This is a genomic window from Paenibacillus rhizoplanae (genome assembly GCF_042684125.1).
In the GTDB taxonomy this organism is placed as follows: Bacteria; Bacillota; Bacilli; order Paenibacillales; family Paenibacillaceae; genus Paenibacillus_AQ; species Paenibacillus_AQ rhizoplanae.
This window is the reverse complement of record NZ_JBHUKY010000068.1, coordinates 170,694-185,105: the sequence shown is the minus strand read 5'-3', so window position 1 is coordinate 185,105 and position 14,412 is coordinate 170,694. Positions and strand designations below refer to the sequence as shown.

12 protein-coding genes are annotated in these 14,412 nt (G+C 53.5%); 2 read left to right on the top strand and 10 right to left on the bottom strand.

Features of this window, described 5'->3' with window-relative positions; translation table 11 throughout:
• Nucleotides 1–6 precede the first annotated feature (6 nt).
• From ACFSX3_RS27080 to ACFSX3_RS27050, 7 genes are all read right to left on the bottom strand, one after another.
• Nucleotides 7–1,011 carry an ABC transporter permease gene (locus ACFSX3_RS27080; protein WP_209992092.1) on the bottom strand — a complete coding sequence of 335 codons (1,005 nt, stop codon included), beginning with the start codon at nt 1,009–1,011 and terminating at the stop codon, nt 7–9.
• A 25-nt stretch (nt 1,012–1,036) separates the two neighbouring features.
• The gene (locus ACFSX3_RS27075) at nt 1,037–2,704 is read right to left on the bottom strand and encodes an ABC transporter substrate-binding protein (RefSeq protein ID WP_209992093.1); all 1,668 of its coding nucleotides are present in this window, start codon (nt 2,702–2,704) and stop codon (nt 1,037–1,039) included.
• A gap of 67 nt (nt 2,705–2,771) precedes the next feature.
• Nucleotides 2,772–3,773 carry an ABC transporter ATP-binding protein gene (locus tag ACFSX3_RS27070; RefSeq protein ID WP_209992094.1) on the bottom strand — a complete coding sequence of 334 codons (1,002 nt, stop codon included), beginning with the start codon at nt 3,771–3,773 and terminating at the stop codon, nt 2,772–2,774.
• The gene (locus ACFSX3_RS27065) at nt 3,770–4,759 is read right to left on the bottom strand and encodes an ABC transporter ATP-binding protein (RefSeq protein WP_379313480.1); all 990 of its coding nucleotides are present in this window, start codon (nt 4,757–4,759) and stop codon (nt 3,770–3,772) included. Before ACFSX3_RS27065 ends, ACFSX3_RS27070 begins: the two co-directional genes overlap by 4 nt.
• A 257-nt stretch (nt 4,760–5,016) precedes the next feature.
• The gene (locus ACFSX3_RS27060) at nt 5,017–5,982 is read right to left on the bottom strand and encodes a helix-turn-helix transcriptional regulator (RefSeq protein ID WP_209992095.1); all 966 of its coding nucleotides are present in this window, start codon (nt 5,980–5,982) and stop codon (nt 5,017–5,019) included.
• A gap of 229 nt (nt 5,983–6,211) precedes the next feature.
• Nucleotides 6,212–6,895: a hypothetical protein gene (locus ACFSX3_RS27055; protein ID WP_209992096.1), complete on the bottom strand. Its 684-nt coding sequence runs from the start codon at nt 6,893–6,895 to the stop codon at nt 6,212–6,214.
• 185 nt (nt 6,896–7,080) lie between these two features.
• The gene (locus ACFSX3_RS27050) at nt 7,081–7,767 is read right to left on the bottom strand and encodes a M50 family metallopeptidase (protein ID WP_209992097.1); all 687 of its coding nucleotides are present in this window, start codon (nt 7,765–7,767) and stop codon (nt 7,081–7,083) included.
• A 221-nt stretch (nt 7,768–7,988) separates the two neighbouring features.
• Between ACFSX3_RS27050 and ACFSX3_RS27045 the strand changes: the two genes are divergently transcribed.
• On the top strand, nt 7,989–8,477 hold the full coding sequence (locus tag ACFSX3_RS27045) for a hypothetical protein (protein WP_209992098.1): 489 nt from the start codon (nt 7,989–7,991) through the stop codon (nt 8,475–8,477).
• A gap of 16 nt (nt 8,478–8,493) precedes the next feature.
• The gene (locus ACFSX3_RS27040) at nt 8,494–9,198 is read left to right on the top strand and encodes an AIM24 family protein (protein ID WP_209992099.1); all 705 of its coding nucleotides are present in this window, start codon (nt 8,494–8,496) and stop codon (nt 9,196–9,198) included.
• Between the two features lie 152 nt (nt 9,199–9,350).
• Here ACFSX3_RS27040 and ACFSX3_RS27035 read toward each other — a convergent pair whose 3' ends face one another.
• The 3 genes from ACFSX3_RS27035 to ACFSX3_RS27025 all read right to left on the bottom strand — a co-directional run bounded on the left by ACFSX3_RS27035 (nt 9,351) and on the right by ACFSX3_RS27025 (nt 14,378).
• A complete protein-coding gene (locus ACFSX3_RS27035) occupies nt 9,351–9,809 on the bottom strand; it encodes a Dps family protein (RefSeq protein WP_209992100.1) in 459 nt (152 codons plus the stop codon).
• A gap of 244 nt (nt 9,810–10,053) precedes the next feature.
• On the bottom strand, nt 10,054–11,532 hold the full coding sequence (locus tag ACFSX3_RS27030; RefSeq protein ID WP_209992101.1) for a potassium/proton antiporter: 1,479 nt from the start codon (nt 11,530–11,532) through the stop codon (nt 10,054–10,056).
• Nucleotides 11,533–11,693: 161 nt separating this feature from the next.
• Nucleotides 11,694–14,378, bottom strand: a complete 2,685-nt coding sequence (locus ACFSX3_RS27025) for a discoidin domain-containing protein (RefSeq protein WP_209992102.1) — start codon at nt 14,376–14,378, stop codon at nt 11,694–11,696.
• Between the last annotated feature and the right edge of the window lie 34 nt (nt 14,379–14,412).

Genomic DNA, 14,412 nt, shown 5'->3' with positions numbered 1-14,412 from the left:
TCCCCCTCACTTGTAATTGATGCGCGGATCGATAGCGGCATACAGCAGATCCACCAGCAGATTGATAACCACAAAGATAAAAGCAATAATCAGAATCCCCGTCTGGATCACCGGATAGTCCCGCGAGCTGATCGCTTCAAAGATATAACGCCCTACCCCGGGCCAGGCAAAAATGGTCTCGGTCAGCACCGCCCCTCCGAGCAGCGCCCCCGTCTGCAGACCGATTACCGTCAGCACCGGAATCAGTGCATTCTTCAGTGCATGCTTATAGACCACGAGGAACTGCGACATACCCTTGGCCTTGGCTGTACGGATGTAATCGGAATTCATCACCTCCAGCATACTGGAGCGGGTCATTCGGGCAATGATCGCCATCGGAATCGTGCCAAGCGCAATACTCGGCAGAATGAGATGCTTAATGACCGTCCACAGCTGATCCCACCGCCCGGCCAGAATCGTATCCAGCACGTACAGGTTGGTTAGGGTCTCCACCGGATTGCGCTGGTCCATCCTGCCGATGGACGGCAGCCAATGCAGCTTCAGCGCGAAGAGCAGCTGCTCCATCAGCCCCAGCCAGAAGATCGGCATCGATACCCCAATGAGCGCGATGATCATAGCCGTGTAATCGAACCAGGAGTTCTGCCTCCAGGCGCTGAGGATACCGGCGTTCACTCCGACGAAGGTTGCGAACAGCATACTGGCAGCCGTCAGCTCCAGCGTAGCGGCCAGATACGGCATGATTTCTTTGGCAATCGGCGTTTTGGTACGGATCGAAGTGCCCAGGTCCCCCTGGACCAAATCGCCCATGTAGTTAAAATATTGCTGCAGCCAGGGCTTGTCGAGGCCAAGCTGGTTACGCAGCGCCTGCTTGGATTGCTCCGTCGCCTTCTGGCCGAGAATCGTCTCGGCCGGATCACCCGGAATGGCATGGATGATGGAGAAGACGATCAGGGTCATGCCGATCAGCACCGGGAACAGCACCATCACACGTTTTATGAGGTAAGAGTTCAATTCCGTTCACCTTCCAAAGGTGTATTTATTCAAAATAAATCTCACTGTAATACTCTGTACCTGTCGGTCCGGGAACGAAGCCCTTCAGATTGGCCTTACCGGCCAGCAGCGGTGTGGTATGAACCAGCGGAATCCACGGCGCATCAGCTTTGATAATCTCCTGAGCCTGCTTGTACAGCTCGGAGCGCTTGTCCTGGTCCGTCTCCTTTTGGGCACCGGTCAGGAGCGTATGCAATTCTTCATTCACATAAAAGGCACGGTTATTGCCGGGAATGGCATCCTTGTCCAGCAGGGTATACAGGAAGTTGTCCGGGTCGCCGTTGTCGCCGGTCCAGCCGAGCATGAAGATATCATCCTTCTCCCCGGCCTTGGTGTCATCGAGATAAGTAGCCCATTCCGGGGACTCAATCACGGTCTTGACTCCGATCTTCTCCCATTCCGCTTGAATCGCTTCGGCAACCTTCTTGCCGTCAGGCATATAAGGGCGGGATACAGGCATCGCGTACAGGGTTACCGGATCAGGCAGTCCATCAGGATAGCCCGCTTCGGCCAGCATTGCTTTGGCTTTGTCCAGATCATACTCATAATCCTTCACGCTGTCGTTATAGCCCCACAGGGAAGGCGGCATCGGATTGACCGCTGCCTGGGCCTGGCCGGCGAAGAAGGCATCGATAATCTCCTGCTTGTTGACCGCATAGCTGAGCGCCTGTCTTACCTTCACATTGTCGAACGGCTTCTTCTTGAAGTTGAAGCCGAGGTACGCCACATTGAACGGCGGACGCTCAATCTTGGACAGAGCGCTGTTGCTCTCCAGCGTAGACAAGTCATCCGGGCTGAGGTCTTCCATCAGGTCGATTTCCCCGTTTTGCAGCGCCGTGAAGCGGGCCGAATTGTCCGGGATCGAGCGCACGATGACCTTATTCAGCTTGGGAAGCCCTTCTTTCCAGTAGGCGGTATTCTTGTCCAGCGTGATGGAATCATTGCGCTTCCACTCCTTGAACACGAACGGGCCTGTCCCTACCGGCTCATTCTTGAAATTCTCCTTCTTCTCCTTGACCGCAGCAGGACTGGCAATCCCGAAGGTGGTCATGGCGATATTCTGCAGGAACGGCGCCTGCGGCTGGTTCAGTACAAATTGAACTGTGGACTCGTCCACCGCCTTCACTTCCTTGATCACCCGTGACCCGTCCGGACCGAACATGGAGTCATAGTAGTCGAAAGAATCGCCTTCGAATTTGTATTCACTGGCCGGATCACTCCAGCGCTGGAAATTGAACACGACCGCTTCGGCGTTGAAATCAGTTCCGTCGTGAAACTTCACGCCGGGATGCAGCTTGAAGGTGTAGCTCAGCCCGTCCGGCGTTACTTCCCAGCTATCGGCAAGTGAGGCCTGGACTTCAGAGGTGCCCGGCTTATATTCGAGCAGCGAATCGAAGACCTGATGTGCAATCTTCAGCGACTCCCCGTCCGTCACAATCGCCGGGTCCAGGGAAGCCGAGTCGCCCCCGCGCCCCAGAATCAGGGTATCCTGTGATGTCCCGGAAGTCTCAGGTAGGCTTGCCGGAGCATTTGTTGCCGCCGTATTCCCTCCGGTATTTCCCGTGTTGCCTGTGTTGTTCCCTCCGCCGCAGCCGCTGAGCGCGAGTCCCGCGCCAAGCATGAGTACCAATGCGAGATTACCCCATTTGTTCATCTCCAGAAAGCTCCCTTCTTTCATTGAAATAGCAAAGTGTTTATATAGAGCGGTGCAAGTAGCACTGCTATAAACCAAGGTTCTTCTGTGTACGAGATATTCCATCATAGAGATGACAGGCTGTGAAATGCCCGGCTTCTGTCTCCAATAGCGGAGGTCGGATCACCCGGCACTGCTCCATCACGCGCGGACAACGCGTGTTAAATGCACATCCGACTGGCGCATTGGCCGGACTCGGTACCTCTCCCTGCAGAATGATCCGCTCCTTGCGGATATCGGGATCAGGTTCAGGAACCGCAGACAGCAGAGCCTGTGTATAGGGATGCTGCGGCCGGGCATAGAGCTTATGCTTGTCCGTAATTTCAACAATCCGCCCCAGGTACATCACCGCTACCCGGTCGCAGATATGCTTCACCACACTGAGATCATGGGCGATAAATATGTAAGTTAAGCCGAATTCCCGCTGCAAATCCTGCATCAGGTTAATCACCTGGGACTGGATCGACACATCCAGCGCAGAGACAGGCTCATCCGCGATAATCAGCTTCGGATGGAGTGCCAGTGCTCTGGCAATGCCGATCCGCTGGCGTTGTCCGCCGGAGAACTGGTGAGGGTAACGCTGCAGATGCGCCCTGGACAATCCGACCACATCCGCCAGCCGCTCTACCTCTGCCTTGCGCTGCCGGGCATCGCCGGTGCCGTGTACAATCATCGGCTCTTCAAGAATACGCTGCACAGTATGGCGCGGGTCCAGCGAGGAGAACGGGTCCTGGAAGACAATCTGCATCTCCCGGCGGCGGCGCCGCATATCTTCCGCAGACAGCTTCGTGAGCTCCTCCCCCTCGAACCAGATCTCGCCCGCTGTCGGCTCAATCAGCCGGAGCAGCGCGCGGCCGGTGGTGGATTTGCCGCAGCCGCTCTCCCCTACCAGACCAAAGGTCTCCCCCTTGCTCACAGCGAAGGAGATATCATCCACAGCCTTCACGCTGCCGTGAGCCCGGCTGAAGAAGCCCTTGTTCAGCGGATAATACTTCCGGAGTCCCTTGACCTCAAGCAGGCTCTCACTCATACCGCATCCTCCTGTGGACTGTCATGCAGCCAGCATCTGCAGCTGTGCTGTTCTTCTTGCCGTGTCAGCGCAGGAAGGCTCTGCATGCAGAGCTCCATGACCTCAGGACAGCGCGGCGCGAACCGGCAGCCCTGCATGTCTGTGCTGAGAATCGGCACATTGCCCGGAATGGAATAGAGACGTTCCTTAGCTTCATCCATCCGGGGGACGGAGGCAATCAGTCCTCTCGTATACGGATGCAGCGGATTTTTGAAAATATCACGGACACTGCCCTCCTCCACCACCTTGCCGGCATACATTACAGCCACACGGTGACACATCTCGGCAACCACGCCAAGATCATGGGTAATCAGCATGACGGCAGTACCCTGTTCCTCATTCAGCTGGCGGATCAGCTCCAGAATCTGGGCCTGAATCGTTACATCGAGTGCGGTTGTCGGCTCATCGGCAATCAGCAGCTCCGGGCTGCAGGAGATCGACATGGCAATCATGACGCGCTGGCGCATGCCTCCCGAGAGCTGATGCGGGTACTCGTCTACGATCGCTTCCGGTCGGGGAATTCCGACCTTGCGCAGCATATCGACCGCATGCTCCCGGGCTTCCTTCCTGGAGAGGCTGCGGTGCAGGCGTACCGTCTCCATAATCTGCTGTCCAACGGTGAATAAGGGATTCAGCGAGGTCATCGGCTCCTGGAAGATCATCGAGACCGAATCCCCCCGGATCTTGCGCATCTCCTTCTCCTTCAGCGGGACGATATCGCGGCCCTTCAGCAGGATGCGTCCGTCTACAATTCTCCCTGGGGGGCTTGGGACCAGCTTCAGGATAGACAGGGAGGTGACACTCTTGCCGCAGCCCGATTCCCCCACCACACCCAGAACCTCGCCCGGATTAATGTAGAGATCGACACCATCTACTGCAGGAACCTCACCGCGGTCGGTAAAAAAGTGGGTATGCAGGTTTTCAATGCTCAGAATCGGCTGGATCAAGTCTCTCCCTCTCTTCTATTAAAAATTGAACGAAGGTCAAATGCCTGGTCAGAAAACTATTTAAAAAGTTAGATATATTAGCCAATACCTAACATAATAAGTAAAGTAATTGACTTTAAATACATATTACTGTTATTTATTGTATAACATTACTATGGATGTCCTATCTAGGCAAGGGAAATTTGTGCAAATAACTAACCCTATGAATTTTATATGAATACTACAGAGCATGAAATTCTAGGAAAAATAACATGTCGTTATTTGTACAGCGACAGCCACTTCTCCAGCTGATGTCTCAGCACATCCCGGTAATACGGCGGCTCCATAATCTCAGCCTCTTCCTTGTACCTCATAATCCAATGGACGAAGCCGATATCCTGTTCCACAGCGACCTTGAAATGCAGACTGCGGTTCTGGCGGTCCACCCTGCTCGGCTTCACAAACATCTCCTCCTGCTTCAGCCGTTCCATCATCCGCTGCGAGAATTTGACTCTGAACTCAACCTGCAGGCTATCCTGTTCCAGGGACCACTTCTGCTCCATGAAGGCTTGTAAGTCGAATTGATCTTTGGAGAACCACCTGTCCAGCGGATTCACACTGGAGAAGCCGTTAATATGAAACGTGCGGATAATTCCGAAGCGGTGACAGAAACCAATCAGGTGAAAACGATTCTCTAGCGGGACCAGGCAATAGGGATCAATCCGGATACCTTTTTCTTCATAGGCATTCTCACTATAGTCGGCCTGTATGCTTCTCTGCTTCATTACGGCATCCAGAATGTCGGTTAGAAAGAAGGGCTGATCTCCCTGAGATCTGTTTTTTTCCGTCCAGTTCTGTCCGGCTTCCTTTTTCATAGGTTCCATTGTTTCTTCCCTTTCTGCCTTTTGCTTATAATCTGCCGCCATCACTTTCTCATACGCATCTTCAAAGCTCGGGGGCAGTAAAGGTTTGATCTCCGGCATAATACTGCGCAACTGTGAAAAAGCCTCTTCTTCCTTTTCTGACCAATTCAAGGGGTAGAGCGCGAAATTCCCGATAAAAGCATACCCCTTGCCGTGTCCCATATGAGTAATGGGGATATGCATGGCACTGAGCGCATCCATATCCCGATAAATCGTTCTCTCGCTGTTGCCGCATCGTTCCGCCAGCTCACGGGCCAAAATTCCCGGTTTGGCCTGAACTAGCGTAATGATGCGCATCAGCCGGATTAATCGGTCTGTCATATTCAGTTCTCCTTGACTTATGGTAAAATAGACCCATTATTTTTAAATAAACTAGTTATATATATCTATAACCAAGGATGTAATAACCGAGATAAGAAAATATAATAGAACTATTTTACTATATTACCACATTTATATTACGCATTTCGTTATCTGCTCCGCCGGGTGAGACTCAATATTTGAGCCATATGTATGGGTATTCTATTCTATCTACGCAGCTTTCCTGTAATTATCTCATTCCTGTCCTGGTCCACGGCAGATTGTCAACCTCCAGTCTTTTATACAGCGCTTCCGCTTCTCTGAGCAGCTGCGTATCACCAGAGCGGGCAGCCATCAGGAGCAGCTGATCCGCCTGCCTGCGAAGCATCTCCGTGGGCACTTCCGGCTTGTTTGTCATCCGGGCCCCCTGGGCTTCCGCGATTAGCGCCTCTGTCTGCAGCAGCGCCAGATGCTTCTCCACATGGAAGCAGCAGCGGGCTCCCAGCAGGTCGGTATGATGGGAATATTCGATTCCCAGCTTCTTGAGCGGCAGCTCGCGGATACGCTCCACCGTAGGCTGCTTGTACTGCCACTGCAGCCAGAGGGCTTCATGTATGCCTGCAGGCATACCCGCCATCATGAATTCCAGGGCGATATACCTGCGCTGCCCGGAATGGATTTTGCCAAGCTTCAGGAGCAGTGACCGCCCCTCTCCTTCTTCTGCACTACAGCCGTAACATCCTGTTACCTTGACATGACTTTCCAGCCAAATACGCAGCTCAATATCCCGGGCTACAACCTTACGGCTCTTCTTGCGGAAATCCTCATTTTGCGATACTCCTTTCCACTCCACGAGCAGAACCACTTTCTTTGCACCGCCTGCCAAAATACGCTCCTGACTCCATGTAAACAACGTCTGAATACTTGCTTGCATATTTCCACCTCTTTCTTATTTTGGGTCTTCTATTAATGTACCAATATTGGCGGACAACTCCTTGTCATGGAATGTATGTTCGGTCCTATAATATCGACAAAAAAAGAGCCAACCTACCCCAAAAGGTAATTGCCTCTTTACGAAAGCCTATTCTTTTGTCAAAATATGACGAACAAAGTCATGCATTATAGCCTTCTGGCCCGTCTGCCCGCCTGCTCGTGCCGGAAAAACAGTCCAAGGGCCCAGGTTGCACATAGCAGTGCAAAGAGGAAGAACAGCAGTGACCACACGGGGGCCGGTAAAATGGTCAATCTGGACAGATTCGCCGCATCCCCTGCACGGGAAGGTGTCACGACGGAAGCATAGACCAGGAACAGGGTCCCCATCACGGACTCCTCCAGGGTCAGGAACGCAAGAAATAAATAGTACACCTTGCTGACCTTCGGCCAAAGAAACAGCATCACAGCATTCAGCAGAATGAAGCCGCTCAGCCAAATCATTCCGAAGCCGCCCCGCACGTACAGGACAAGCATAATCAGCGCAACCAGGCTGGCCAGAACAAGCCCCCATTCCCGCTTATCTCTACTATAGAAATAGAAGAGCAGCAACGCGAACAGTGAAGCCAGAGGATAACCCGCCAGCGACACCAGGATCGCCTTGCCTCCGGCAGCAATCGCCGAATAGGTCACACCGCTGTGATCGGAGTACAGCTCAATGCGCAGCACGTTGCCGGAGAGCAGCAGGGTCATCAGGGCATGGCCGAACTCATGGAACATCGTATCCAGATTACGGAATAAGGAGGAGAACGGAATAAACCGGGTCAACAGGGCGGAGCCCGCCAGGAACAACAGTGTTTTGAGCCATCTATTCATTGGGTACAGCCCCTTTCCGTTCACAGTATACGTTAATTTCCAGCGACACTCAATATGATAGAAATTATAGAAACCCGCGCTGCCTAAATGCTGTATTACCCATATGGTTCTCTCCATGCGCATGAAGGGTAATTATGCCTACAGCCGCCAAGGTTGTTCAAACGGCAAGCAGCTATGATAAAATGAGAAGACAATTAGCTCTAACAGGTGGTGATCAGTTAATGAAAAGACGGGTAACAGGAGTGCTGCTGAAGCTGCTGGGTTCATCCCTGCTTATGCTTGGCCTTACTCTCACTTGGCCTGCCCCCGAGGCCAAGGCCAATTATCTGAATGATATATACAATGGAATACAGAGCTTCTCGGAGCTTCCCGGAGAAGTCACCAAGCTGCAGGAGAGTTACCAGAAGACTGCAGAAGAGCTTCAGCAGACGAAGGAGGATCTCGGTGAAGCCAAGGACCAGCTGACGGACAGCCTGCAGCAGATGCAGACGTATCAGTCCCAGAATGCTGCCTTGCAGGAGCAGAACCGACAGCTTAGCCAGGTCGTGGACGAGCTGAAGAATGACCGGACAGCGAGAGAGAACTACTTCAACCGGATCAAGGTGACGGTCATCGCCGGGATTGCTCTTCTACTGGGCTACTTCCTGCTGATCCGGGTGCTGCGCTTCACGATGCGCCACCGTTCCAGAAGAAGTGACCGGCTGCGTTAAGGAGGATGAATGAAGAATGAATATTGACATTCAGGATGAAGGCGACAGCGGCAGCGGACAGGCGGTTGCTTTTACCGTTCAGGAGAACGAGGAGGTTCACGTGCTGCATCCGCAGCAGATTATTGCCTACCAGGGCCCTTCGGCGGGACGGGCCGACCGGTTCATGGATGTGAAGGGCATGTACCGCAAGCGCAAGCTGATCCGGGCGGATCTGACCGGCCCTTGCCGGTTCACAGCTGCGCTGCCGCCGGGCTACCGGGTTAAGACCATCCAGCTCGACAGCAAAAGTGATCTGCTCTACGATTTCAGGCATCTCTTCTTCTACAGCAAGGGTGTCTCCATGCAGACGAGAGTGCTTAGCATGAAGAATATGCTGATTACCCGGGATATCGTCAAGGTCAAATTCTCCGGCCGCGGCAGCATTGGCATTCTGACGGAGGGCACGGTCTGCGAAGCCGAGCTGCATCCCTTCGATCCGTTGTACGTGGATGCCGGCAGTATTATCGCTTATCCTGAGAATGCCAAGCTTGAGCTGACGGTCTATGGCAACCATCTCGCCAGCCAGCATATGAGCTATCACTGGAAGATGACCGGCCACGGGCCTGTGCTGTTCCAGGCCGGACGCCAGAGCAGACGCTTCGAGCGCGACAATAATGAAGACGGCATTATCAAGCGCTTCTTGCGGGAAGCCCTGCCCTTCGGCGGGGTATTTATTAAGTAAACAAAGAGCGCCCGCAGGTATAACGCGGGCGCTCTTCTATATGTCCTATGCCGGAATTACGCAAGTGGAAACGGCTTTGCCGTCCTTTTAAAGGACGGTACCGTTTCAGCGAGAAATAGAAGGATAATGTATAGCGTGAAACCTATACATTCTTATATTTCCAGGTAAGCGTTCAGCATCCAGGATGTCTTCTCTACACTTGTCCGGATTCCGGTCAGCAAATCAGCGGTAGGCTGGTCGCTGGCCTCCTCTGCGTAAGTGATGCCCTGCTTCAGCTCTTCAGCTACGGCAGTGAAATCTTGTACCAGCTGTGCAACCATTTCCTTCGCACTCTCACCGCCGGCAGCTTCCTTCAGGCTGGAGAGCTTCAGGTACTCTGCCATAGTAGAAGCAGGGCGTCCGCCGATAGCGAGCAGCCGCTCAGCCAGCTCATCCACATAACCCGCAGCTTCGTTGTACAGCTCTTCGAATTTCTCATGCAGCGTGAAGAATTGAGTTCCACTGACATACCAGTGGTAGTGATGCAGCTTCACTCCAAGCAAAGTCCAGTTCGCGGTCTGACGATTCAGGGCAGCATACAGTGCTGTGTGGCTGTTAACTTGTGTACTCATTCAAATAACCTCCCGGAGTGTGTATTTCTTTTTTATTGTATTTAGACTCGTTCTAAATCTATATACAATTTAACATACTTTTCGCTGTATTGCAATCTAATGCCGTACAGCCTTGATATACTGCACATTCTAGCATTCCTCCGGGAGGTTATCCTATAATTTGAGTCACAATTCTGCAAAAGCACATTGGATTGACATAAATCACCTGAACCGGAGAAGCTAACATTCTCCCGTAGGATGTCCCTTATACGGAAGGGATATCCGTCTCTGCCGCCCGTCCCTGTCCGCTGCGGAAGATGGCACGCATCTCCTCCCGCTTGCTCTTGGGGCTAAGCACATATACCGTATCTCCGGGCTCAATAACCGTGCTGCCATGCGGCGTCACAATTGCTTTGTTCCGTATAATTGCCGTGAACAGAATATCGTCCGGCAGGCCGATCTCGGCAATCTGCCTCCCGGCGATCGGCATGTGCCGCTCGATTCCGATGTGGTTGAATTCAGAATCGGTCTTCCCGAGCGCTACCAGCTCCATCAAGGAGGGCTGGGACGCAGGCTCCCGGCCCACCAGCCTCAGCCGTGAGGCCAGGGGCGAAATGGTTGTCCCCTGAATCACTGCCGAGGTCAGGACAACGAAGAATACGACATTGAAGAACAGCCTGCCCTGGGGAAGCCCCGCGAGCAGCGGGTAGGTCGCCAGGACAATCGGGACGGCTCCCCGGAGCCCGGCCCAGGAGATCAGTGTCTTTTCACGGAAGGAGAACCGGGACAAGAGCAGGCTAAGGAATACGCCGAGCGGCCTGGCTATAACCATCAGGATGACCGACAGCAGCAGCCCCTGCCAGGCAACAGCCGCCAGCTCTTGCGGGAAGACCAGCATCCCGAGCAGAATGAACATGGCAATCTGCATCATCCAGGCAAAGCCATGATTGAAGTTCATAATGGTGCGGTGATACATCAGCTCGGAATTCCCCAGCACCAGCCCCATGACATAGACGGCAAGCAGGCCGCTGCTGTGTACCATAGCCGAGACCCCGTAAGTCAGAACTGCGAAGCCGACCGCCATGACCGGATACAGTCCGGTGGAGTCCAGATTAATCCGGTTAATCAGGAACACCGCCAGTTTGCCGATAACGATCCCGACCAGCAGTCCTACCCCCATCTCCCAGAAGAACGACAGCACCAGGCTCCATACTGCGGTATCGGGATGCTGCACCCATTCAATCAGCGACACAGTAAGGAATACAGCCATCGGATCATTGCTGCCGGATTCGGCTTCAAGCGTTGAGGTCAGCCGTTTGTCGATATTTTTGCCGCCCAGCACGGAGAATACCGCCGCCGCATCTGTGGAGCCGACAATGGCCCCGAAGAGGAAGCTCTCCGCCCAGGGCACACCGAGTATAAATTTTGCAAAAATACCGACGATGACTGTAGTCAGCAGTACTCCGAGTGTAGCCAGTGACAACGCCGGTTTCAGAATCGGGCGGATATCCTTCATGCTCGTCTGCATGCCGCCCTCAAACAGAATGACCACCAGGGCAAAAATACCGGCAATTTGCGTGAGCGAAGCATTGTTGAAATAAATGAAATGACTGAGTACCATACCGGCTGCAATAAACAGGACCAGTGCGGGCATGCCAAAACGGGTGGAGAATTTGGTGGAAAGCACGGCGATTAGCAGCAAAGCCGCCAGCAGCAGGATGATTTGATCTGCAAGATGAGTCATGAACCGGTTCACACCTTTCCCGGAGCCGGGTATCCGCCTTGGCCCCATGTATTTGTATTTATAGTATGTTTATGATTCAAAGATAAGAAATTATATGCTTCATATCCGGACAGAAAAAAACCCCGGTGGGCTGAATTCCACGGAGGTTATTATGCCGTCCTTCATTCTCTTGAATACACCTGCAGCTCCTGAATAGACCAATAATTGCCGCCGGAGCCGGTCTGGGTAATCTTGATATGCCGGGTCTTGACCGGGGTGAAACTAATTTTGGTCTTCTCCAGCTGTCCTTTGCCCGCTGCGACCTGTCTCCAGCTCTTGGCATCATCCGATACCTGGACAGTGTAGCCGCGCGGATAGTCGTATGGCGATAAAGGATAATCCATATCTATAGCTTCCACCGTATGTTCTGCGCCCATATCAATCTGGAAGTACTCCCCCGAAGCCTGATGCTTGACCGTATCCCAGCGGGTCCGCCGGTCTCCGTCAATAGCACCTGCCGGATTGGAAGCCTCCTTATTTACACTGGACGTCACCTTCCAGCCTGCCCGGTCCAGCGGGACAAGTCCGGTTGCTGTAATCTGTGTCTGCTCTGACATTACGCCAGAGCCGGACACTCTTACAGCATAAGTATAAAGTGTTCCTTCCTTCAGCTTGCTGTCCTGGTACTCCGTTCCCTTCACTGCTGTGGCGATGACCTTCAGCTTCTCCTCCGGGCCGTCCGCCCGGAGCACTTCATAGCTTGCTCCGGGGGCTTCCAGCCAGTTCAGCTGCATCGATAATCCCTTGACGGCAGTCGCCTTCAGGCCTTGCGGCGCTACATCCGCCACCTCGGAGGAAGGCTCCAGGATATACTGCACGCCTTCTCCCGGGGCCAGCGTCTCTGTGAATTCCAGCTCCGGCGAAGCAGCTCTGCCGGATACATAACTGCGGGCCTCTTCATAAGTATCACCTTTGCCGAACCGTTCTCCTTCGTACTCCGTCTTCTTCGGCATAGTGACCTTGAACTTGACGGTCTGCTCGGTCCGCTCGAAATTGACGATATTCACCAGCACCTTGTTGGACGTTGCCTTGGTGCCCGCCAGCGGCTCAAGCGTGGAGGTGTCCACTGCTCTTACGTAGACCAGCTTATCCTTCAACTCCTCCTTATTGCTGATCTGGTAGGTCAGCGGAGCGCCGTGTGTAGCATAAGCCAGATCCAGCCTGCGCATGATACTGACGCGGGATTCTTCGCCTTCCTTGGTGTAGTAAATCTCTGTAGTGGCCGGATCATGGTCCTCCAGATTGAATCCGTATTTGAACAGGCTGAAATTCTTGAAGAAGGCGGCATGCTGCACGAACATATCGGCATAGCCGAGATGCGCCCGCATAATCCGGTCGAACACCGCCGAGGTCCGCTCCGTGGCCCCATATTGATAGGCGTCCACATGGGAGTCTGAGGTGCCGAACTCGGTGGCGAGCATTTTTTTGCTAAGGCCGTCTACCGAGCCCCCGAAGGTCTTCAGGTTCTCCGTGAAGCTCCCGCCCTGTCCGAAAATATAGGAATCCCCATAAGAATGGCCATTCGTCAGATCCGTTACCGCTTCAAGCTCATCGCGCTGCTTCGGGTCGCGTTCCCAGCCGTCCGGGTCTCCGCACTGCTTAGTCGCCCCCTTCTGATTGCCGCACGAGTCTTCGCTGTAGCCCGGCCAGTAGGCCCATCCGGGTGCAACCGTCTGCAGATGCGGTGCGATCGTCTTACCCTTGCTGTTCAGCCACTCGGCTATGGCCAGATTGACCGCTTTGGATCGGTTGAACAGGCCCGGTTCGTTATCCACCTCGTAATACTGGAAGTACGGGCTGTACTTCTGGAAATATTCCGTCAGCTTCTTCTCGGCATCCTCGGGCAGCGATCCGTCCGCCTTCAGCTTGATATCGCCGGTGTACAGATAGAGCGCTACGGCCTGCATATTGTAATCCTTCAGGACCTTGTAGTACTCCTCCATATTCTCACACGAGCGGCCCACATCGCTGGCACAACTGGTCCGCATGATATTGCCGCTATAGGCTACGCCCAGCCACTTCATAATATAGGGCAGATGCGTAACTGCACCCTCGTCAAAATAAAACTGCTTGTTATTCACCACCGTCCCGGTCAGCGTATAGCTGCCGTGAATCGGCTCCTTAATCGGAGACTTCAGCGCCTCCAGACTGAGATTATCCCATGTCCACCAGTTGTACTTATCCTCAGCCTCTGAGGAATAGATTCCCCTGGCCGTCCGCAGCGTCAACTCGTTGGTGCCGCTGATGAGCTGCTCTTTGGGAATGTACAGCTCATAGGTTTTGCGGAAGTCGTACTTACTGCCTGTTCCGGCAATCCCGGCAATCTGGATAATGCCTGAGAGCTGACGGTTGGAGAATACGCTCATCTGGGGTACGGATTTGTAGGCATCGATAATGCTGACGCGAAATAAGACCCCGTGCTCCGGGATCTTATCCAGCTCATACTGAATCCGCAGCTCCGGGTTGGTCTCCCCGTGCAGGCCGGAGGGCAGCGACTTCAGTTCTGCCGACCTGGCAGTGGATGAAGCCATGCTGAGCGTCTTCTTCACCCCGCTTGACCCTGCCGCCTTGAACTCAGCGGCAGAGCCGTCATGCTTGCCAAGCTTCCATAGAACAGTTCCTTCCGGCATCTCAGGACCGGCATCCTTGGCCGCTGATAATGAAGACAGATCCACATCCGCTTCACCGTCCTTCGTCCCGTAATCTCCGAAGACAGAGACGGACAACAGAATCAAGATGATCAGTGCTGCAAATTTTAGTAGCCTGTGGAGATATTTACTGGGTTTCTTTTGAACTCTAGTCCTCATTCCCTTGTCCTCGCTTTCTTCCGGGGGTTCTGTG

Excerpts from the sequence above, each read along its gene's own strand:
- ACFSX3_RS27075 (WP_209992093.1), bottom strand. The coding sequence starts at position 2,704 with ATGAACAAATGGGGTAATCTCGCATTGGTACTCATGCTTGGCGCGGGA.
- ACFSX3_RS27060 (WP_209992095.1), bottom strand. The coding sequence starts at position 5,982 with ATGACAGACCGATTAATCCGGCTGATGCGCATCATTACGCTAGTTCAG.
- ACFSX3_RS27050 (WP_209992097.1), bottom strand. The coding sequence starts at position 7,767 with ATGAATAGATGGCTCAAAACACTGTTGTTCCTGGCGGGCTCCGCCCTG.
- ACFSX3_RS27055 (WP_209992096.1), bottom strand. The coding sequence starts at position 6,895 with ATGCAAGCAAGTATTCAGACGTTGTTTACATGGAGTCAGGAGCGTATT.
- ACFSX3_RS27045 (WP_209992098.1), top strand. The coding sequence starts at position 7,989 with ATGAAAAGACGGGTAACAGGAGTGCTGCTGAAGCTGCTGGGTTCATCC.
- ACFSX3_RS27025 (WP_209992102.1), bottom strand. The coding sequence starts at position 14,378 with ATGAGGACTAGAGTTCAAAAGAAACCCAGTAAATATCTCCACAGGCTA.
- ACFSX3_RS27035 (WP_209992100.1), bottom strand. The coding sequence starts at position 9,809 with ATGAGTACACAAGTTAACAGCCACACAGCACTGTATGCTGCCCTGAAT.
- ACFSX3_RS27070 (WP_209992094.1), bottom strand. The coding sequence starts at position 3,773 with ATGAGTGAGAGCCTGCTTGAGGTCAAGGGACTCCGGAAGTATTATCCG.
- ACFSX3_RS27040 (WP_209992099.1), top strand. The coding sequence starts at position 8,494 with ATGAATATTGACATTCAGGATGAAGGCGACAGCGGCAGCGGACAGGCG.
- ACFSX3_RS27030 (WP_209992101.1), bottom strand. The coding sequence starts at position 11,532 with ATGACTCATCTTGCAGATCAAATCATCCTGCTGCTGGCGGCTTTGCTG.